At 75.3% G+C, this 18,811-nt stretch carries 18 protein-coding genes; 11 read left to right on the top strand and 7 right to left on the bottom strand.

All coding sequences use genetic code 11. The annotated features are described in order from the left end of the window. Positions 1–22 precede the first annotated feature (22 nt). On the bottom strand, positions 23–592 hold the full coding sequence (locus ACLWS4_RS02430; RefSeq protein WP_416873214.1) for a TetR/AcrR family transcriptional regulator: 570 nt from the start codon (positions 590–592) through the stop codon (positions 23–25). Between the two features lie 105 nt (positions 593–697). Here ACLWS4_RS02430 and ACLWS4_RS02425 point away from each other — a divergent pair, with 105 nt between their 5' ends. Beyond that, positions 698–1,675 carry an NADP-dependent oxidoreductase gene (locus ACLWS4_RS02425; RefSeq protein ID WP_416873213.1) on the top strand — a complete coding sequence of 326 codons (978 nt, stop codon included), beginning with the start codon at positions 698–700 and terminating at the stop codon, positions 1,673–1,675. Between the two features lie 340 nt (positions 1,676–2,015). Here the strand turns inward: ACLWS4_RS02425 and ACLWS4_RS02420 are convergent, their stop codons facing one another. Together ACLWS4_RS02420 and ACLWS4_RS02415 are read right to left on the bottom strand one after the other, a co-directional pair. Next, a complete protein-coding gene (locus ACLWS4_RS02420) occupies positions 2,016–3,176 on the bottom strand; it encodes a Cmx/CmrA family chloramphenicol efflux MFS transporter (protein WP_416873212.1) in 1,161 nt (386 codons plus the stop codon). A gap of 329 nt (positions 3,177–3,505) precedes the next feature. After that, entirely contained in the window at positions 3,506–4,273 is a 768-nt protein-coding gene (locus ACLWS4_RS02415) for a dienelactone hydrolase family protein (protein WP_416873211.1), read from the bottom strand. 234 nt (positions 4,274–4,507) lie between these two features. On the opposite strand from ACLWS4_RS02415, the gene ACLWS4_RS02410 reads away from it, so the two are divergent. Together ACLWS4_RS02410 and ACLWS4_RS02405 are read left to right on the top strand one after the other, a co-directional pair. Beyond that, the gene (locus ACLWS4_RS02410; RefSeq protein WP_416873210.1) at positions 4,508–5,128 is read left to right on the top strand and encodes a hypothetical protein; all 621 of its coding nucleotides are present in this window, start codon (positions 4,508–4,510) and stop codon (positions 5,126–5,128) included. A 140-nt stretch (positions 5,129–5,268) separates the two neighbouring features. Then, the gene (locus tag ACLWS4_RS02405; RefSeq protein ID WP_416873209.1) at positions 5,269–6,186 is read left to right on the top strand and encodes a DUF6891 domain-containing protein; all 918 of its coding nucleotides are present in this window, start codon (positions 5,269–5,271) and stop codon (positions 6,184–6,186) included. Positions 6,187–6,240: 54 nt separating this feature from the next. Here ACLWS4_RS02405 and ACLWS4_RS02400 read toward each other — a convergent pair whose 3' ends face one another. Next, positions 6,241–7,149 carry a diacylglycerol kinase gene (locus ACLWS4_RS02400; RefSeq protein WP_416873208.1) on the bottom strand — a complete coding sequence of 303 codons (909 nt, stop codon included), beginning with the start codon at positions 7,147–7,149 and terminating at the stop codon, positions 6,241–6,243. Beyond that, positions 7,146–8,714 (bottom strand): FAD-binding oxidoreductase, encoded by a 1,569-nt coding sequence (locus ACLWS4_RS02395; protein WP_416873207.1) that lies wholly within the window; start codon positions 8,712–8,714, stop codon positions 7,146–7,148. The genes ACLWS4_RS02400 and ACLWS4_RS02395 overlap by 4 nt, the downstream gene beginning before the upstream one ends. 74 nt (positions 8,715–8,788) lie before the next feature. Here ACLWS4_RS02395 and ACLWS4_RS02390 point away from each other — a divergent pair, with 74 nt between their 5' ends. Both ACLWS4_RS02390 and ACLWS4_RS02385 read left to right on the top strand, forming a co-directional pair. Then, a complete protein-coding gene (locus tag ACLWS4_RS02390) occupies positions 8,789–9,418 on the top strand; it encodes a TetR/AcrR family transcriptional regulator (protein WP_079272406.1) in 630 nt (209 codons plus the stop codon). Next, positions 9,415–11,058 carry a glycerol-3-phosphate dehydrogenase/oxidase gene (locus tag ACLWS4_RS02385; protein ID WP_416873206.1) on the top strand — a complete coding sequence of 548 codons (1,644 nt, stop codon included), beginning with the start codon at positions 9,415–9,417 and terminating at the stop codon, positions 11,056–11,058. Before ACLWS4_RS02390 ends, ACLWS4_RS02385 begins: the two co-directional genes overlap by 4 nt. 123 nt (positions 11,059–11,181) lie before the next feature. Here the strand turns inward: ACLWS4_RS02385 and ACLWS4_RS02380 are convergent, their stop codons facing one another. Beyond that, entirely contained in the window at positions 11,182–11,484 is a 303-nt protein-coding gene (locus tag ACLWS4_RS02380; protein WP_074004108.1) for a hypothetical protein, read from the bottom strand. 128 nt (positions 11,485–11,612) lie between these two features. Between ACLWS4_RS02380 and ACLWS4_RS02375 the strand changes: the two genes are divergently transcribed. Both ACLWS4_RS02375 and ACLWS4_RS02370 read left to right on the top strand, forming a co-directional pair. After that, entirely contained in the window at positions 11,613–12,029 is a 417-nt protein-coding gene (locus tag ACLWS4_RS02375) for a hypothetical protein (protein ID WP_159028378.1), read from the top strand. Between the two features lie 148 nt (positions 12,030–12,177). Further along, the gene (locus ACLWS4_RS02370) at positions 12,178–12,753 is read left to right on the top strand and encodes a TerD family protein (protein WP_049650185.1); all 576 of its coding nucleotides are present in this window, start codon (positions 12,178–12,180) and stop codon (positions 12,751–12,753) included. Positions 12,754–12,830: 77 nt separating this feature from the next. Here ACLWS4_RS02370 and ACLWS4_RS02365 read toward each other — a convergent pair whose 3' ends face one another. Beyond that, positions 12,831–14,141, bottom strand: a complete 1,311-nt coding sequence (locus tag ACLWS4_RS02365; protein WP_416873205.1) for an FAD-dependent monooxygenase — start codon at positions 14,139–14,141, stop codon at positions 12,831–12,833. Positions 14,142–14,440: 299 nt separating this feature from the next. On the opposite strand from ACLWS4_RS02365, the gene ACLWS4_RS02360 reads away from it, so the two are divergent. The 4 genes from ACLWS4_RS02360 to ACLWS4_RS02345 all read left to right on the top strand — a co-directional run bounded on the left by ACLWS4_RS02360 (position 14,441) and on the right by ACLWS4_RS02345 (position 18,763). Continuing rightward, positions 14,441–16,483 carry an FAD-dependent oxidoreductase gene (locus ACLWS4_RS02360; protein ID WP_416873204.1) on the top strand — a complete coding sequence of 681 codons (2,043 nt, stop codon included), beginning with the start codon at positions 14,441–14,443 and terminating at the stop codon, positions 16,481–16,483. 205 nt (positions 16,484–16,688) lie between these two features. After that, positions 16,689–17,249: a YcxB family protein gene (locus tag ACLWS4_RS02355; protein ID WP_117490641.1), complete on the top strand. Its 561-nt coding sequence runs from the start codon at positions 16,689–16,691 to the stop codon at positions 17,247–17,249. Positions 17,250–17,325: 76 nt separating this feature from the next. After that, entirely contained in the window at positions 17,326–17,910 is a 585-nt protein-coding gene (locus ACLWS4_RS02350) for a PadR family transcriptional regulator (protein WP_416873203.1), read from the top strand. Positions 17,911–18,001: 91 nt separating this feature from the next. Then, positions 18,002–18,763, top strand: coding sequence for a hypothetical protein (locus ACLWS4_RS02345; protein WP_416873202.1), 762 nt, complete (start codon positions 18,002–18,004; stop codon positions 18,761–18,763). Positions 18,764–18,811 lie beyond the last annotated feature (48 nt).

Below are 18,811 nucleotides of genomic sequence, written 5' to 3'. Positions count from 1 at the left end.
GCGGCCTTCGGTGCCGGTGGGGTCAGCGGGGCCGCAGGCCGTCCATGACCAGCCCGAAGAGGTGGTCGCGGCGCTCGGCGAGGGTAGGCCCCTGGTCGGCGGTCCAGCTCAGGGCGTTGACGAGGACGAAGACGTCGAGCGCCGTGACGTCCGGGCGGATCAGTCCCTCCTGCTGGGCGACGGCGAGCAGCCGCCCGCCCGCCTGGCGCATCCGCAGGCAGCTCGCGTGCAGGGCGGACTCCGGGTCCTGCAGGGTGGCCATCAGGGTGGCGGGCAGGCCCCGGTAGGCGGCGGCGTCGAGGAACTCGTGGAGCCAGGTGGTCAGGGCGGGGCCGGCCGGTTCGGCGGCGGCGAGGGTGTCGGCGCGGGCGGTGAGGAGTTCGAAGCGGCGGCCGAGCAGGGCCGCCAGCAGGTCCTCGCGGGTGGGGAAGTGCCGGTAGAGCGTGCCGAGGCCGACCCCGGCGCGGCGGGCGACGTCCCGCAGGGAGGCCTGGGTGCCTTCGTCGGCCATCAGGGCGGCCGCCTCGGCCAGGATCCGGTCGCGGTTGCGCTGGGCGTCGGCGCGGGGCGCCGTCTGCGGTTCAAGGGGCATGGGGTTCCTCGCCGTTGACAACTGGAGCACTGCTCCGGTTAGCTTTCCGGAGCGGCGCTCCGGATTCTAGTCGGAGCCCGTCCGTCCTGCGTCGGGGGAGAACACATGGCCACGGAGAACACGATGAAAGCCGTCCGGCTGCACGCCTACGGCGGGCCCGAGGTGCTGCGGTACGAGGAGGTGCCGAGGCCCGTCCCGGGGGCCGGAGAAGTGCTGGTCCGCGTCCACGCGGTGGGCGTCAACCCGCCCGACTGGTACGTCCGGAGCGGCTTCACCACCATCCCGGCCGAACGGCGGCCCGACTGGCCGCTGCCGCTGACCCTCGGCACCGACGTCTCCGGCGTGGTCGCGGAGCTCGGCGGCCCCGACACCGGCTGGAACGTCGGCGACGAGGTCTTCGGACTCCTCGGCTTCCCCGGCCGCCCGTCCGGCTACGCCGAGTACGTCGTCGCGTCGGCCGCCGACCTGGCGCGCAAGCCGGCCGCCCTCGGGCACGTCGAGGCCGCCGCCGTCCCGATGGCCGGGCTGACCGCCTTCCAGTTCCTGTACAAGCGCCTCGGCTACGCCGGGGGCGGATCGGCCGTGGTGGTCGGCGCGGCCGGCGGGATCGGACACCTCGCGGTCCAACTCCTGCGCCTGGCCGGGGCGGAGGAGGTCGTCGCGGTCGCCTCCGGACGGCACGAGGAGTTCCTGCACGGCCTCGGCGCCGACCGTTTCGTGGACTACACCCGCACCCCGGCCGCCGAGGCCGTCCAGGGCGCCGACCTGCTGGTCGACACCGTCGGCGGCCCCGAGGCCCACCGCCTGCTGGGCGCCCTGCGGCGCGGGGGCCGACTGGTGTCCTGCTTCCTCGGCGACTACCGGCCCGAGCGGGCCGCGGAACTCGGGGTGGCCCTGAACGAGGGCCTGTGGCAGGTCCGTTCCAGCGGCGGCGACCTCGCCGAACTCGCCCTTCTGCTGGCGGACGGCCGGGTCCGGGTGGCCGTGGACGGCGTCTACCCGTTGCGGGAGGCCGTCGCCGCGCACCGCCGGGCGGAGCGGGGGCACATCCAGGGCAAGATCGTGCTGCGGGTGGTCGGGTAGCGGGGGAGGGGGCGTGCCGGGGCCGTACGGGGGTCGGTCCCGGCAGGCAGTCACCCTGCGTCGGGCTGCGGCGCGGGTCGTCGCGGGTGGGGGAGCCGGCTGTCAGGGCCGGTCCCCGGCGGGGCATCACCGGGCCACCGGCCGCCGTGGGCAGCGGAGTTGCACCGTCGGGGCCGGTCTCCTGGGTGCCGGGCCCGGCCCCGCCGCCCGGGCGATCGACAGGCGCCGGCCGGCGTGCACGCCCGGGTGCCGGTCGACACGCCGGACCAGGAGCGGCCAACCGCGCCGCGGGCGGCGGCCGGCTTCCGGCCCCGCCGCCCGCAATCGGCTCCGGCAGCGCTCAGCCGAGCCGCGGCCGCACCGCCGCGACCAGCAGTGCGGCGGCGACCAGCAGGCCGCCCGCGTAGAACGGGCCGAGGTCACCGGCCGCCGTGCCGAGGGAAGTGGCGGCCAACAGCGGGCCGGCCGTGGCGCCGAGGTTGAGGGCGGCGGTCGCGTAGGCGCCGGCCAGCGCGGGGGCGCCGGCCGCCTCGTACAGCACCCGGGTGATCAGCGTGCCGCCGACCGCGAAGGACAGCCCGCCCAGCAGGAACACCAGCGGCAGCAGCGCGCCCGGCGCGTCCGCCAGGACGGCCAGGGCGGGCCAGCCCGCCAGCAGCAGCGGGCCGCCGACGGCGAGGACCAGGCCGGGGCGCCGGTCCGCGAGCCGCCCGGCGACGGTGACCCCGGCGAACGACCCGGCCCCGAACAGCACCAGCGCGACCGGCACCCACAGGTCGCCCAGCCCGGCCGGGCCGGTCACCACGGGGGAGAGGAAGGTGAAGCCGCCGAAGGTCGCCGCGTTCACCAGCGCGGCGAGCAGCATCGCGCGGAGCAACGGGGGGCGGCGCAGCTCGCCGAGCTCCGCGCGCAGGGCCGGGGCCGGGTCCGGGGCCGCGGCCCGGTCGGTCGACGGGGCGACGGGCGGAAGGCCCTTGGCGATGCCGACGGCGGCCGGCAGGCAGAGCAGCGCGACGGCCCAGAACGCGGCGCGCCACCCGAACAGCGCGCCCAGCACCGCCCCGCCCGGGACGCCGGCGACCGTCGCCACCGTCGTCCCCGACAGCAGCACGGCGAGCGCCCGCCCCTTGCGGTCCGCCGGGACGAGCGCGGCGGCGGTGGTCAGCGCCACCGCCAGGAACCCGGCGTTGGCGAGCGCGGCGACCACCCGGGTGGCCACCAGCACCGGGAAGCTCGTCGTCACCGCCCCGACGGCGTGCGCCGCCGCGAACACCAGGACGAACCCGAGCAGGCTGCCGCGCCCCGACCGGCCGCGGGCGAGACCGGCCATCAGCGGCGCGCCGACCGCCATCCCGACCGCGAAGGCCGAGGTCAGCCCGCCGGCCGTACCGACGGTGACGCCGAGATCGGCGGCGAGTCCGGGCAGCAGCCCGGCGAGCATGAACTCCGAGGTGCCCATGGCGAACACGGCCAGGGCGAGCAGATAGAGCGGAAGGGGCATCGAGAGGCTCCGAAGCGGGGCGGTGGGAACGAGGAGGACGGACGTCTCGTCACCGCACGCTCAACCCCCGGGCGGCGCAGGCGTGGCGCTCGCTCGGACCTCGGTGGTTCAGGATCTCCGGGGTTTCAGGGGGCTGACGGTGCGTGACCGAAAGCCCCCACCCTGGATGCCTCAGGGCTCGACATGCCCGGCACGCTACCCGACCCCCTGCCGCCGGGTCACCCGGTTTTCCCGGCGGCCGGGCCGGGAGCCACCGGCCGGCGCGCCGCGAATCGAGGAGGGACCGCACCCTCCTCGATCGCGACGGCCGGCCGGCACCGGCCTACTGCCTACCGTCCACCGGGACCGGCCTGCGGCTGGCGCAGGTGCCGGGCGAAGAACCCGGCCGCGTCCTCGCCCGCGAACCGCGGGACGCCCGTGTGCCCGCCCATGTTGGCGTGCAGCGTCTTCTCCCGGGAGCCGAAGGCGTCGAACAGGTCCAGGGACGCCTGCCGGTCGTTGCCCTCGTCGTCCCACTGCAGCAGGACGTGCAGCGGAATGGTGACCCGGCGGGCCTCCTCGAACACGGCGCGGGGAACGAGGCTCCCGGCGAAGAGGCCGGCGGCCACGATGCGCGGCTCGACCACCGCCAGCCGGACGCCGATGGAGATGACTCCCCCCGAGTACCCGACCGGGCCGCCGATCCCGGGCAGGGCGAGGAGGGCGTCCAGGGCGGTCTGCCATTCCGGGACGGACTTGTCGACGAGCGGGAGGACGAGGGCGTCGACGATCTCCTCGCCGACCGGCTCGCCGGCCTCCATGGCCCGGCGCAGGTCGGCGCGCGCCTGCTCGAGGGCGGCCCAGCGGGGCCGGTCCCCGCTGCCGGGGAGCTCGATGGTGGCCGCGGCGAAGCCGTCCGCCGCGCAGCGTCGGGCCCGGGCGACCAGCCGGGGGTGCATCCTGCGCAGTCCGAGCGGGGGGTGGCCGAGCAGGACCAGCGGGACCGGCTCGGACGGGGAGGCGGATGCGGGCGTCCACAGGATGCCGGGGATCTCGCCGAGGGTGAACCCACGCTCGAGGACGCCGTCGTCGAGGTGCTGTTCGGAAGTGAAACGCATGGTCGTGCCTTTCGGGAGTGCACTGGAACGGCGCTCCCGGACGACGACCTATCGCCCGACCGTGACCCCGGAGGAGAGCACCCATGTCGAAACGTTCACGGGTACCACCTCCTCGTTCTCTCGCACGGCCTCCAGGAGGCTAGCAGACCGGCGGTACCGGGGCACCGGAGAACCTCTCGGCCGGGCCGGGGCGGGCAGCGCCCTAGGATGCCCGGAAACCGAGGAGGGGGTTCGATGGCGAACCGTGGGAGAGCCGGCGGCATCGTGGCCGTCACCGCGCTGCTGCTGCCGCCGGCGCTGTGGGCGGTGGGGCGGATAGAGTCCGGCAACGGCGGGCGGGCGGTGGCGGCCGACGTCCTGAACCGGCCGTGGGCGATGCTCGGCCTGGCCGCCGTCCTGCTGCTGGCCGCGGTCGTGGTCCGCGGCCGGTGGGACGTCGTCGGCGGGCTGGCGTCGGCGTTCGCGGTGTTCGGGCTGCTGCTGTCGGGTGGCGGCCACGTCCTGCAGATGTTCGGACCGAAGGTCCAGGGGGTGAGCCGCACCGCCTCCCCGGAGCGGGCGGACCACGTCCTGACGGTGGCCCACCACGACGATCCGGAGGGCTACAACGGGCGCTACTTCGTCCGGCTGGAGACCGGCACCGGCCTGTCGACCCGCCGCTGGGACGTCCTCGCCCTCCACACGGGCGGCTTCCGGGGCCAGGGGGAGTTCGTCGCGGCGGAATGGGCCGGGTCCGGCCGGGTCCGGGTCACCACCGACGCCGGCTACCGCGTCTTCACCGTCGACCCGGGCTCCGGCGAACCGACCCTCACCGAGAGCGTCGGCGAGCTGAAGTCCCTCGTCCAGGGGGCCTGACGGGACGTTCGCCGGCGGCCGTGGCGCTGCCGGCCGGCCGGGTACGGGCGTGGCGGGCCTGAACCGCGGGATCTGTTGCGGGGATCGGCCGCCGGGGACCGGCCACGGGGATTGTCAGTGCCGTGTGCAACGGTGACGTCATGCTGGCGATCACGGTGCAGACGAACGAGACGCGGCACCTGAGGGTGTCCGCGGACGACCTCGCGGGGATGGTCCGGCGCATCGGTGCGCCGGACGACCGCTTCCTCGTCGTGGAGCGGATACCGGACCTGCCGGACGTGTACGTGCAGGTGTGGCACGCCGACGGCGAGGAGTACACGCTGGAGCACCGGGACGGCTCCGCCGAGCGGCACTTCGAGGTGCGGCTGGCCGGGCCCGAGCCGGTGGTCGCGGCGATGACGGGCTGGGCGCGTGGCGCGGCGGGCTGGGACGAGGGGCTGGACTGGCAGCCGCTCGACCTGGGCCCGGCGCCGGCGCCGGTGCCGCCGATCGACCTGGAGGCGGGCGAGCGGCGGGAGTTGGAGGACCGGCTGCGGCTGACGCTGGCCTGCGGCTACACCGACCGCGCCCGGCTCGCCGAGCAGGCCGAGGAGCACCTGGTCGCGGGCGACCGCCGCCCGCTCTCGCGCCCCCAGGCCGAGCAACTCGCCGACCGGCTCTGGCTGGAGCGGGTCGGCGAGCAGACCGGCTGGATCGGCGAGACGGATCCGGAGCGCCTGGCCCGGGCCTTCGCCGCCCTGGAGGCGGGCGGCATCACGGCCCGGGAGGACTTCGGTTGCTGCCCCTCCTGCGGCGACGCCGAGATCGCCGAGGCCGGCGAGGCCGACGCCCGCGGCTTCGTCTACTTCCACGCCCAGGGCACCGAATCCGCCGCCCTCGGCCACGGCCTGTCCCTGCGGTACGGCGGCTTCGACGGCTCCCCGGCGGCCACCGCCGCGGTCGGGAAGGAGGTGGTCGCCGCCCTGGCGGAGGCCGGTCTGCCGACGGTCTGGAACGGCGACCCGTCCCAGGCCGTCGAGATACGCCCGCTGCTGTGGCGCCGCCGCCTGGCGGGGTGAGACCGGCACCGCGGTCCGGCGGCACCCCGACGGCCGGACGGCGGCGTCAGCCCCTCACGGCACCAGCACCCGTAGGGCGTCCGGTACCACCGCGACGTCCACCGGGAGCGCGGCGATGAACTCGCCGTCGGCGTAGGCGGTGATGCCGGGGGACTCGATCCGCAGGGCTTCGGTGCGCAGCGTGGTGACCTCCGGGTAGGTGGTGTGGGTGCCCTTGAAGAGCGTGGGGAAGAAGCGGGCGATGCGCAGCCGGGGCATGGCGTCGACGAGGGTGAGGTCGAGCAGTCCGTCGTCGGGCAGGGCGGCGGGGCACATCAGCATGCCGCCGCCGTAGCTGCGGGTGTTGCCGACGGCGGCCAGGGTGAGGTCGCGTTCGATGACGGTGCCGTCGGCGAGGGTGATGCGGAACGGCAGCGGGCGGAGGTTGGCGAACTCGGCGGCGATGGCGAGGTTGTAGCGCATCCGGCCGCGCGGCCAGCGCAGCCGGTTGGCGCGGTCGCTGACCAGGGAGTCGAAGCCGGTGGCGAGGACGGAGCCGTACCAGCGCACCGCCCCGTCCGGGCCGGTGATCCGGCCGAGGTCGACGCCGCGGGTGCGCCCGGCGGCGATGACGTCGGCGGCGGCCTCGGGGGCGCCGAGCGGCAGGCCGTACTCGCGGGCGTGGTCGTTGCCGGTGCCGGCCGGTATCACGCCGAGCGGGACGGGCGTGCCGGCCAGGGCCTGGAGGGCGAGGTTGATCATGCCGTCGCCGCCGACCACGGCCACCGCGTCCACGCCGTCGGCCGCCGCCTCGCGGGCGAGCCGGACGGCGTCCTCGGGGGAGCGCCCGGCCCGCGGTTCGACGTCGACGCCGAGGGCCCGCAGCCGGGCGGTGGCCCGGTGGGCGGCGGGCTCGGCGTGGCCGATGCCCGCCGCCGGGTTGGTGAGAACGGCGACCCTGCGGACGGTTCTCACGTCGTTCACGGGATCAGCTTGCCCGGGTTGAGGATGCCCGCCGGGTCGAGTTCGGCCTTGACGGCGCGCAGGATGCGCACGCCGAGGTCGCCGATCTCCTCGGTCATCCAGGGCCGGTGGTCGGCGCCGACGGCGTGGTGGTGGCTGATGGTGCCGCCGGTGCGGAGGATGGCGTCCCCGGCGGCGCGCTTGGCGGTACCCCAGCGGGTGAGCGGGTCCTCGCCGAGGGCGGCGACGACGGTGAAGTAGAGCGAGGCGCCGGTCGGGTAGACGTGCGAGACGTGGCAGAGCACCAGGGAGCCGGGCAGGGCGCCGGTGAGCGCCTCGGTGACGGCGGCCCGCAGGGCCGGCAGCCGGCTCCAGGAGGCCGCGGTCTCCAGGGTCTCGCACAGCGCGCCCGCGGCGAGCAGCGAGTCGCGCAGGTAGGGGGCGCTGAACCGGCCGTGCTCCCAGGCCCGGGCGGGGCCCTCGCCGAGCGAGGTGCCGCCGGCGGCGAGCAGGGCGTCGCGGGTGAGCTGCTGCCGGGCGGCGACCTGGGCGGCGCCGCCCTCGAAGACGGTGACGGCCAGGCAGCCGCTGACCGCTGGGGCGCCGCCGATCTGCTCGGTCATGGCCAGGTTGATCATGGTCTCGGCCTCGTCGGAGAGCCGGATCACGGTCGGGCCGGTGCCCTGCTGCTCGACGGCGCGCAGCGCGGCCGTGCCGGTGGCGAAGTCGGGGAAGCTCCACGCCTCGTACGCCTTGACGGCGGGCAGCGGGTGGACGCGCAGCCGGACGGCGGTGATCACGCCGAGGGTGCCCTCGGAGCCGAGGAAGAGCTGGCGCAGGTCGGGGCCGGCGGCGGAGGCGGGGGCGCGGCCGAGGTCGAGCACCCCGGCCGGGGTGACGACGCGCAGTCCGCGCACCATCTCGTCGAAGCGCCCGTACCCGGCCGAGTCCTGGCCGGAGGAGCGGGTGGCCGCGAAGCCGCCGATGGTGGCGTAGCGGAAGCTCTGCGGGTAGTGGCCGAGCTCCCAGCCGCGCTCGGCGAGCAGCTCCTCCGCGGCCGGGCCGGTGAGGCCGGCGCCGAGGACGGCCTCGCCGGAGGTCTCGTCCAGGTCGAGCAGCCCGTCGAAGCGGCGCAGGTCGAGGGAGACGACGGCGGCGAGGCCGCCGCGCTCGGGGTCGAGGCCGCCGACCACGCTGGTGCCGCCGCCGAACGGGACGACGGCGATGCGGCGTTCGGCGCACACCGCGAGGACGGCGGCGACCTCCTGCTCGCTGCCGGGCAGCACGACGGCGTCGGGGGCGTCCTGCGCCTCGCGGCTGCGGCGGCGCAGCAGGTCCGGGGTGGACTTGCCGCCGGCGCGCGGCAGCCGGTCGGCGTCGGCGGCGCTGACGTGCTCCTTGCCGACCGCGCCGGCCAGCGCGTCGAGGTCCTCGGCGGAGAGCCGGGACGGGTGCAGGACGACCTCGTCGGCGCTCGGCCCGGGAGCGGCGTCGCCGGTGACGCCGAGGGCGGCGGCGAGCAGTCCCTTGATGTCGGCGGACAGCTCCTTGGCCAGGGCCGGGTCGCCCCAGGCGTCCCACTTCATCGGGGGGAGCGGAAGTGCGGCGCCGGCCGGTCCCGCTTGCGTCTCAGGTGCCATGCGTTACAGTTTCACACATCATGTCAAGTAGTAACGACGAGCCCGAGACGCCGGGCCAGACCCACGGGGGCACCGGCCAGGTCCCGGGGGCCCGCAGCACCGACGACGCGATCCTGGACGCCGCCGCCGACCTGATGGTCCATCTCGGCGTGCGCCGCACCCAGCTCGCCGAGATCGCCCGCCGTGCCGGGGTCAGCCGGCCGACCGTCTACCGCCGCTGGCCGGACGTCCGGGCGGTGATCGGCGCGCTGCTCACCCGGGAGATCCTGGCCACCCTGGAGGCCGCCGTGCCGACCGGCCGGGACCGGGAGGCCTTCGTCGAGCGGACCGTGGAGATCGCCGTCCGGCTGCGCGACCACCCGGTGATCGGCGCGCTGCTGCGCTCCGACGACTCCGACCTGCTGCTCGAGTACGTCGTCGAGCGGCTCGGCGCCAGCCAGCGCGGCCTGCTGGAGGCACTGCGCACCGGCATCGAGCAGGGCCAGGCGCACGGCTCGATCCGGGAGGGCGAGCCGCTCGAACTGGCCGCCATGGTCCTGCTGACAGCCCAGTCCACCGTCCAGTCGCACCGCATGGTCGCCTCCCTGCTGCCCGAGGCGGCCTGGCGGCGCGAACTGGCCAGAGCACTGAACGGATACCTCGCGCCATGACCCCCACCGCAGGCCCGCACACCGGTCCGCACTCCAGCGCGCACGCCGGTCCGTCCTCCGGTTCGCACGCGGGCCCGTACACCGGTCCGCACGCCGGGACCTCCCGGCTCAACGCCGTCCGAAGGGCGGCGGAGCTGGAGGCGCTCGGCGACGACGCCCGGATCGACCTCCTGGTCATCGGCGGCGGCGTCACCGGCGCCGGAGTGGCCCTGGACGCGGCCTCGCGCGGCCTGCGCACGGTGCTGGTCGAGGCCCGTGACCTCGCCTTCGGGACGAGCCGCTGGAGTTCCAAGCTGGTGCACGGCGGCCTGCGCTACCTCGCCTCCGGGCGGATCAAGGTGGCCCGGGAGAGCGCGGTGGAGCGCGGCGTGCTGATGACCCGCACCGCCCCGCACCTGATCCGCGCACTGCCCCAACTGGTGCCGCTGCTCCCGGACCTGCTGCGCCCCGGCCAGGCCGCGCTGATCCGTACCGGCTTCCACGCCGGGGACGCGCTGCGCCTGACGGCCGGCACCCCGGGCGCGCTGCTGCCCCGGGTGCGCCGGATCGACGCCGACCGGACCCGCCGGCTGGTGCCGGGCGTGCGGACGGACGGGCTGCGCGGCGCGCTGGTCGCCCACGACGGCCAACTCGTGGACGACGCCCGGCTGGTGGTCGCACTGGCCCGGACCGCCGCGCAGTACGGTGCCAGCGTGCTGACCAGGGTGCGCGCCGAGCAGGTCACCGGCACCTCGGCCCGGCTGGTCGACACCCTGACCGGGCGGGAACTCACCGTCCGGGCCGGCGCGGTGGTCAACGCCACCGGCGTCTGGGCGGGCGAGGTGGACACCTCGATCCGGCTCCGGCCCAGCCGGGGCACCCACCTGCTGGTGGACGCGAAGGCCCTCGGCAACCCGACCGCCGCCCTCACCGTGCCGGTGCCCGGCTCCACCAGCCGTTTCGTCTTCGCCCTCCCGCAGCAGCTCGGCCGGGTCGCGATCGGCCTGACCGACGAGGACGCCCCGGGCCCGATCCCGGACGAGCCGCAGCCCACCGAGGCCGAGTGCTCCTTCCTCCTCGACACCGTCAACGCCGCCCTCGCCACCGCCCTGACCAGGGCGGACGTGATCGGCGCCTACGCCGGGCTGCGCCCGCTGATCGACACCGGGGACGGCAGCAGCGCCGACATCTCCCGCGAGCACGCGGTGCTGGAGAGCCCGTCCGGGGTGATCACCGTGGTCGGCGGCAAGCTCACCACCTACCGCCGGATGGCCGAGGACGCGGTGGACACCGCCGTCCGGCTGCGCGGCCTGCGCGCCCGCGCCTGCTGGACGGCCCGGCTGCCGCTGGTCGGCGCCCCCGGCCACGGGGACAGCCGCCCGCTGCCCGCCGGGGTCCCGGAGGGCGGAACCGCCGGGCGGGTGCCCGCCTCACTGCTCGCCCGCCACGGCGGCGCGGCCCACGAGGTGCTGGCGGCCGGGGAGTTGACGCCGATCGCCGAGGGCCTGGACGTGACCCGCGCCGAGATCGCCTACGCCGTCAGCCACGAGGGCGCGCTGGACGCGGCCGACGTGCTCGACCGCCGCACCAGGATCGGGCTGGTCGCGGAGGACGCCGAGCGGGTAAGGAAGGCGGTCGAGGAGATCGTCGAGGAGGCGTAGCGCGGTGAGCGGGTGGGGCCGGTACGGCTGATCGCCGTACCGGCACGTGTCCGCTCCGTTCCTGCGGCTCCACGCCTTGGCGCGGCAGCCGTGGATGGGCGCGGCCGTGCGGAGGAGGCGGAATCAGCGCGCCGTGCGCTCGGGCATCGGGTGCTCGGCGCCGGACAGCTCCAGGACGCAGGAGAGCGGGTGCTCGGCCCGGCCGGTGCGGTCCAGCCGCACCGCGAGCGGCCTCGGCGGGGTCGGCGGCTCCTCGGCGACCTGGGCGGTGAGGGTCAGCGGATAGTCGCCGTGCCCGTGGACGCGGTGGAAGTCGCACTCCTTGCCGTCGACCAGCAGCTCGGTCTCGGTGATCCAGCCGGACCGGACGTTGACGGTCACCGAGTGCCCGCCCTGGTCGAGGTGGAAGCTGTACCGCTGGCGCATCGGGACCTCCGGCGACCGGGCCTGCGACGAGGGGAGACGGCGGCGAGCCGACGAGGGGGAACGGGTGAAGATCGGACGAGGGGAAATCCACTGCCAGTCTAGGGCGGGAGGTCGCTAGGGTGCTCGGCATGCGGAGCACAGCGGGCGGCCTGCGGCCGTACGGGCCGGACGAGGAGGTGGCCGAGGACGAGTACGTCCTCGGCCTGTACCGGGTGCCGGTCAAGGCGAGGACGGGGCGCGGGGCCGGCCCGGCGCCGCAGCCCGGGCGGCTGGAGGCCTGGGTCGACGGCGGCGCCCTGCGGGCCGTCCTGCGCCGTCTGGGTGCGCGGACCCTGCCCACCCTCGCCCGCCACGAGCCGGACCTCGACTTCAGCAGCCGGATCCGGCAGCCGTCGATGGCCGCGCTGGTCCGGGAGATCGAGCAGGTGGACCTGGCCCGGCTCCCGGCCGCCGAGCGCGAGGTGCTGGGCCTGCTGCTGGGCTGGGGCCGCAGGGCGACGGCCGAGAACGGTGCGCTGCGGATCGAGATCGACGCCGTGCGGTGACGCCCTGGCCGGGCCGGCGGCGGTTCCCGCGCACGGTTCCCGTGTGCGACCCGGAGAAATTCCCGGGGTGGGCCCGCCTGCAGACGGATTCTCGTGATCTCTACAGTGTTGTAGATTCGTCCACAGGGAGAGATCAGAGGAGGGCATTGTGGGAGTTTCGCTGGCCAAGGGCGGCAACGTCTCGCTGAGCAAGGAGGCGCCCGGTCTGAGCGCCGTGATCGTCGGTCTCGGCTGGGACGTGCGCACCACCACCGGGGCCGACTACGACCTGGACGCCAGTGCGCTGCTGTGCAACGCGCTGGGCAAGGTGGTCTCGGACCAGCACTTCGTCTTCTTCAACAACCTCCGCAGCCCCGAGGGTTCGGTCGAGCACAGCGGCGACAACCTGACCGGCGGCGGAGACGGGGACGACGAGCAGATCAAGGTCGACCTGGACCGCGTCCCGGCCGACGTGGCCAAGGTGGTCTTCCCGGTGTCGATCTACGACGCCGACGCCCGGCTGCAGAACTTCGGCCAGGTGCGCAACGCGTTCATCCGGATCGTCAACCAGGCCAACGGCCTGGAGATCGCGCGCTACGACCTGACCGAGGACGCCTCGACCGAGACCGCGATGGTCTTCGGCGAGCTGTACCGCAACGGCAACGAGTGGAAGTTCCGCGCCATCGGCCAGGGCTACGCCTCCGGCCTGCGCGGCATCGCGACCGACTACGGCGTCAACGTCTGACCGTCGCCAGCCGGTAGCGGTCGACGCCCGTTCGACCGAAGCGGGTCGACCGGGGTTCGGCAGTCACGGCCACGCGCTCAGTCGGTACGGCCGAGCGCGTGGCCGCCGAAACCCCCGCCGCCGGTGAACTGGTGGTGCCACCAGGCGGTCATGGCCGGTTCGTCCATCCCCGACCAGTCCGGCGCCGCGGTGACCTGGGCCCGGCCCAGGGTGCGGCCCAGTTCCACCAACTCCCGCCCGGCCGCCGTCCGTTCGCGGTCGTAGGCAGCCAGCAGAGCTGCCCAGGAGCCGGCCTCCCGCCCGGCCAGCTCGAAGGCGTGGGCGTCCTGGATCGCCTTCACCGCGCCGCTGGTGTTGTGCGGGCGCACCACGGTGGCCGCGTCCCCGCCGATCAGCAGCCGTCCGGCCGTCCGGGCCGGGGCCGCCAGGTCGTAGACCGGCTGGAGGAAGGTCCGTTCGCGCGGGGTCAGGGTGACCAGGCCGGCCCAGTACGGCGGCAGGTACCGCTCGGCGAGCCGGCGCAGCTCGTCCACCTGCGGGTCGGTGAGGCTGCCCGCCGGGATGCTGGTCGGGCCGTCCAGGCGCAGCCAGGCGGGGGTGGGGGCGTAGAAGACCCAGTTCACCTGGGTGCGGCCGGGCGCGACCCCGGGGATGCGGTAGATCACCACCTGGCCGCCGGGGTAGCAGGCGGTGATGCACTGCTCCTCCGGCCAGGGCGCCGCGCCGCCGGGCAGCTCGGCCAGCAGGGCGGCGTCGTAGCTGCCGCGCCAGCACACGTACCCGGCGTACTCGGGCTCGGCCTGCGGGCAGACGGCCTCGCGGACCACCGAGCGGTAGCCGTCGGCGCCGATCACCAGGTCGTACGTCTCGCGGCCGCCGTCCGTCTCGACCCAGGCGCCGTCGGCCTCGGCCCGGGGGCCGTCAGCCTCAGCCTGGGGGCCCTCCGACCCGCCGCCGTCCGGTTCGTCCCCGCCCGGCTCGTTGCCGACGGCCGTCACGGTGGCACCCAGCCGGAACTCGACCTGCTCGGGCATCCGTTCACGCAGGGCCTGCCAGAGCACGCCCCAGTGGTGCGAGTGGAACGGGAAGGGCTGGGCCCAGAGCAGTCGCCCGCAGCCGTCCAGCCCGTCGCCCTCGCCGGCCGTGCCCCGGGCGACCCAGCGGCGGACGGTGAGGCGGTGGCGGCGGGTGTCCGCGTCGAGGTGTCCGGCCCGGACCAGTTCGTCGAAGCGGTCGTTGTGGGTGCACAGGCCCACGCCGCGGTCCTCCAGGTGCCCGGGGCTGCGTTCCAGCACCACCACCCGTTCCGCGCCGAGCCGGGCGGCCGCGCCGGCGAAGGCGCTCCCGGCGATGCTGCCCCCGACCACGGCCACCGAGCCACCGCGCACGGTCGCTCCTCTCCTGAGTCCCGAGCTTCGAGTCCGCGGCGTCCCCGCGATGCGATGTCCCCCCGCGACGCCCCCGCGATGTCCGGGACACGACGATACGCGTCCGGTCGGTCCCCGGCGCCGTGTTCGAGCCATCCGGAGGGCCCTCCCGGTGACCCGGGAGAGCCTTATGCAACTAGTTGCATACCCCGCCGCCCGTCCCCTACCCTGCGGTAACAACGCCCCCGGTCCACAACGCCCCGGTCCACTTCTCGGTCCACTTCCCGGTCCACTCCCCGCCCGCGCCCCAGGAGACGTCGATGAGCGCCCACCCCGGCAGCAACCGCTACCCGCACCTGCTCAGCCCGCTCGACCTCGGCTTCACCACCCTGCCCAACCGCGTGATCATGGGCTCGATGCACGTCGGCCTGGAGGAGGCCCCCGGTGGCTACGAGCGGATGGCCGCCTTCTACGCCGAGCGGGCCCGCGGCGGCGTCGGCCTGATCGTCACCGGCGGCATCGCCCCCAACGAGGCCGGGCGCCCCTGGGAGGGCGGCGCGATGCTGACCACCGAGGAGGAGGCCGACAAGCACCGCGTGGTCACCGACGCGGTGCACGCCGCCGGCGGCAGGATCGCCCTCCAGATCCTGCACTTCGGCCGCTACGCCTACCACCGCGACCTGGTCGCCCCCAGCGCGATCCAGGCCCCGATCAGCCCCTTCACGCCCAACGCGCTCACCGCCGAGCAGGTCGAGCAGACCATCGAGGACTTCGCCCGCTGCACCGAACTCGCCCGTCGCGCCGGGTACGACGGCGTCGAGATCATGGGCTCCGAGGGGTACCTGGTCAACGAGTTCATCGTCGCCGCGACCAATCACCGCGAGGACGAGTGGGGCGGCACGTACGAGCGGCGGATGCGCTTCCCGGTGGAGATCGTCCGCCGGGTCCGCGAGCGGGTCGGCGAGGACTTCATCATCGTCTACCGCCTCTCCATGCTCGACCTGGTGCCCGGCGGCTCCACCCTCGACGAGGTCGTGCGGCTCGCCCAGGCCGTCGAGGCCGCCGGGGCGACCATCATCAACACCGGCATCGGCTGGCACGAGGCCCGCATCCCCACCATCGCCACCTCCGTGCCGCGCGGCGCCTTCGGCTGGGTGACGAAGAAGGTGATGGGCAAGGTCGGCATCCCGCTGGTCACCACCAACCGCATCAACACCCCTGAGATCGCCGAGCAGTTGCTCGCCGAGGGCAGCGCGGACCTGGTCTCGATGGCCCGCCCGCTGCTCGCCGACGCCGACTTCGTCGCCAAGGCCCGGGACGACCGCGCCGAGGCCATCAACACCTGCATCGGCTGCAACCAGGCCTGCCTCGACCACACCTTCAACCTCCAGATCACCTCCTGCCTGGTCAACCCGCGCGCCTGCCACGAGACCGAACTCGTCCTCGGGCCCACCCAGTTGCGCAAGCGGATCGGCGTCGTCGGGGCGGGCCCGGCCGGCCTCGCCTTCGCCGTCTCCGCCGCCGAGCGCGGCCACGACGTCACCCTGTACGACGCCGCCGAGACGATCGGCGGGCAGCTGAACATCGCCCGGCGCATCCCCGGCAAGGAGGAGTTCGACGAGACGCTGCGCTACTTCCGCACCCGGCTGGCCGAGTTGGACGTCACGCTGCGGCTCGGCGCGACCGTCACCGCCGAGCAGCTGGCCGGGCAGGGCCACGACGAGCTCGTCCTCGCCACCGGCGTCACCCCGCGAACTCCCGCCGACATCCCGGGAATCGACCACCCCAGCGTGCTCGGCTACCTCGACGTGCTGCGCGACGGCGCGACGGTCGGCGAGCGGGTCGCCATCCTCGGCGCCGGCGGCATCGGCTTCGACGTGGCCGAGTTCCTCACCGACCCGGGCGACGCGGCGAGCCTCAACCCGCCGGTGTTCCAGGCGAAGTGGGGCATCGACCCGGAGTACCGCGAGCGCGGCGGCCTGCGCGCCCCGGAGCGGCCGAAGCCCCCGCGCAGCGTCCACCTGCTCCAGCGCAGGACCAGCAAGGTCGGCGCCGGCCTCGGCAAGACCACCGGCTGGATCCACCGCACCGAGCTCAAGCACCGCGGCGTGGTGATGGTCCCCGGCGTCACCTACGACCTGATCGACGACGCCGGTCTGCACATCACGGTGGACGGCGAGCGCCAACTGCTGCCCGTGGACACCGTCGTGCTCTGCACCGGCCAGGAGCCGCGTCGCGACCTGTACGAGGCGCTGCGCGAGCGCGGCCTGCCGGTGCACCTGATCGGCGGCGCCGACGTGGCCGCCGAACTGGACGCCAAGCGCGCCATCAAGCAGGGCACCGAGCTCGCCGCGGCGCTCTGAGCCCCCGCGTCCCGCACGGTCGGCGCCCCCGCGTCCCGCACGGTCGGCGCCCCCGCGTCCCGCACGGTCGGTGCCCCCGCCGCGAGCGGGGGCGCCGACCGAAAACCACTCGCCGTCCGCCCGGGGGCCGTTGCTAGTATCCGCAGGTCGCAGCGCGGATCACGGCGCGCGGGGCGTGGAGCGGATCACAGGGGAGAGCAGGCCGATGGACGAGCAAGGCGAGACGGCGTACGCGCCGATGGCGGACGAGCCGGCGGCGGACGAGCGGGTCGAGTTGGCGTACACGCCCACGGTGGCGGACTTCCGGGAGGCCCTGGCCGCCCGGTCCCGGGCGACGCGCGCGGGCCGGCGCCAGCGGGCGTTCCTGTACCTGCTCGTCGTCTGCGGCCCGCTCATCGCCGCGCTCGACCTCTCCACCGGCAAGGGCATCGGCTTCCCGCCGGTGTTCATGGTGCTCGCCGCGCTGGCCCTGCTCCTCTGGCTGCCCCGGCTGCAGGCCGGCCAGTTCCACAAGTTGACCGCCGACAAGGGCGAGTTCACCGCCACCGTGGCAGCGTCCGGCGTGACCATCACCAACCGCCACTCCACCAGCACCCTGACCTGGCAGGCGGTCCCGCACCACGTGGAGACCCCGGGGCTGTTCGTCCTGCTGAGCAACGACAAGAACAACTCCTGCCTGGCCGTCCTGCCCAAGCGCGGCACCGCCGACCCCGACCGGCTGCGCGCCGTGCTCGACCGGCACGCCCCCGCGCCCGCCCGGGGCTGAGCCCGGCCCGTCCCGCGCGCCCGTACCCCGCCTTCGCCCCGTTCGTCCCCTGCCCGCTCCCCGTACGATCGACGGCATGTCGCTGCCGCACGCCATCCTCACCGCCCTGCTGGAGAAACCGTCCTCGGGGCTGGAGCTGACCAGGCGGTTCGACCGGTCGATCGGCTTCTTCTGGCCCGCCACCCACCAGCAGATCTACCGCGAACTGGGCCGGCTGGAGGCCTCCGGACAGATCCGGGCCCTCCGGCCGGAGGCACCGGTGCGCGGGCAGAAGAAGGAGTACGAGGTGCTCCCGGAGGGCCGCGCCGAACTGGCCCGTTGGACCGCCGAGGGCGCCGCGCCGCGCGCCGTCCGGGAGCCCCTGCTGCTGCGGCTGCGGGCGGCCGCGGTGGTCGGCACGGACGGCCTGACGGCCGAGCTGGAACGCCATCTCGCCCTGCACCGCGAGCAGTTGGCCGACTACCGGGAGATCGAGCGGCGCGACTTCCCGGCCGAGCGGGCGGACGAGGAGAACCGGCTCCAGCACGCGGTGCTGCGGGCCGGCATCGGACTGGAGAGCTTCTGGGTGCAGTGGCTCGCCGAGACCCTCGACACCCTGCCGGCCGAGCCCTCCCGCCCGGCCCGCCCCTCCGACGCTTCCGCGGCCTCCGACCGGCCCTGACCTGCGCCGATCCCCGCCCGCGCGCCCGGCCCAGCCCCCGGTGGGACACTGGTGGCCTGTCCCTTCCCGAACTCTCGACCGGGGGACCCGTATGTCTCTGACCAGGCCCTTCCACGCCCTCACCGCCGCGGCCGTCGTCGTGGCGGTCGCCCTGGGCCCGGCCGCCCTCCCGGCGTCCGCCGCAACCGCCCAGCCACTGCCCTCCGCCGACCAGCTGAAGTCGGCCCTGCTGACCGCGGCCGACCTCGGCCCCGGCTGGACCGAGCCCCCGGTGACCCAGAGCCCCAGCCCCAGCGCCGGCGCGAGCCCCAGCGCGAGCCCGTCGAACCCGGTGACCGGATGCGACGCGCTCAGCGCCCTGATCAACATGTACGTCACCCGGCCGGGCGCGGCGATCCCGCGCGCCGAGACCGAACTCGACGGCCCGAACGGCAACCCGATGGTCACCCAGGCCCTCGCGGCCGAGCCGTCCGACCAACTCGCCACCGACTTCAACTCCGCCGCCGACGCTCTGAAGACCTGCCACACCATCACCTTCAACGCCGGCCCCAGCGACACCGTGACCTTCACCGTCAGCCCGGTCACCCTCGGCGACCGCAAGGACGCCCCCGCCGTCCACCTCGACGGCACCCTGGCCGGCGTCCGACTCAACGGCTACGTCGGCATCGAACGCTTCGGCACGGTGGCCATGGCCTTCGGCTACTTCGAACGCCAGGGCAGCAACGAACAGACCGCCTCCATGGAGTACCGCACCGCCGTCGCCAAGGTCGAACGCGCCCTCGGCGCCAAGGCCGGCAGCACCACCGCCCCCACGGCCGTCCCCGCCACCCCCACCGAGGGCCGCCGCGTCTGACCCGCCCCGCCCTCCGAACACCACCGCGGCCCCCCACCGAACGCACGA

Source organism: Kitasatospora sp. SC0581 (assembly GCF_048159585.1).
In the GTDB taxonomy this organism is placed as follows: domain Bacteria; phylum Actinomycetota; class Actinomycetes; order Streptomycetales; family Streptomycetaceae; genus Kitasatospora.
Note: the sequence above shows the minus strand (reverse complement) of the source record. Positions and strands in the feature narration are given on the sequence as shown.

What these genes read in the sequence shown, in the direction of transcription:
- ACLWS4_RS02430 (WP_416873214.1), bottom strand. Translation starts at nt 592, where the DNA reads ATGCCCCTTGAACCGCAGACGGCGCCCCGCGCCGACGCCCAGCGCAAC.
- ACLWS4_RS02425 (WP_416873213.1), top strand. Translation starts at nt 698, where the DNA reads ATGGCCACGGAGAACACGATGAAAGCCGTCCGGCTGCACGCCTACGGC.
- ACLWS4_RS02420 (WP_416873212.1), bottom strand. Translation starts at nt 3,176, where the DNA reads ATGCCCCTTCCGCTCTATCTGCTCGCCCTGGCCGTGTTCGCCATGGGC.
- ACLWS4_RS02415 (WP_416873211.1), bottom strand. Translation starts at nt 4,273, where the DNA reads ATGCGTTTCACTTCCGAACAGCACCTCGACGACGGCGTCCTCGAGCGT.
- ACLWS4_RS02410 (WP_416873210.1), top strand. Translation starts at nt 4,508, where the DNA reads ATGGCGAACCGTGGGAGAGCCGGCGGCATCGTGGCCGTCACCGCGCTG.
- ACLWS4_RS02405 (WP_416873209.1), top strand. Translation starts at nt 5,269, where the DNA reads ATGCTGGCGATCACGGTGCAGACGAACGAGACGCGGCACCTGAGGGTG.
- ACLWS4_RS02395 (WP_416873207.1), bottom strand. Translation starts at nt 8,714, where the DNA reads ATGAAGTGGGACGCCTGGGGCGACCCGGCCCTGGCCAAGGAGCTGTCC.
- ACLWS4_RS02390 (WP_079272406.1), top strand. Translation starts at nt 8,789, where the DNA reads ATGTCAAGTAGTAACGACGAGCCCGAGACGCCGGGCCAGACCCACGGG.
- ACLWS4_RS02385 (WP_416873206.1), top strand. Translation starts at nt 9,415, where the DNA reads ATGACCCCCACCGCAGGCCCGCACACCGGTCCGCACTCCAGCGCGCAC.
- ACLWS4_RS02380 (WP_074004108.1), bottom strand. Translation starts at nt 11,484, where the DNA reads ATGCGCCAGCGGTACAGCTTCCACCTCGACCAGGGCGGGCACTCGGTG.
- ACLWS4_RS02375 (WP_159028378.1), top strand. Translation starts at nt 11,613, where the DNA reads ATGCGGAGCACAGCGGGCGGCCTGCGGCCGTACGGGCCGGACGAGGAG.
- ACLWS4_RS02360 (WP_416873204.1), top strand. Translation starts at nt 14,441, where the DNA reads ATGAGCGCCCACCCCGGCAGCAACCGCTACCCGCACCTGCTCAGCCCG.
- ACLWS4_RS02355 (WP_117490641.1), top strand. Translation starts at nt 16,689, where the DNA reads ATGGACGAGCAAGGCGAGACGGCGTACGCGCCGATGGCGGACGAGCCG.
- ACLWS4_RS02350 (WP_416873203.1), top strand. Translation starts at nt 17,326, where the DNA reads ATGTCGCTGCCGCACGCCATCCTCACCGCCCTGCTGGAGAAACCGTCC.
- ACLWS4_RS02345 (WP_416873202.1), top strand. Translation starts at nt 18,002, where the DNA reads ATGTCTCTGACCAGGCCCTTCCACGCCCTCACCGCCGCGGCCGTCGTC.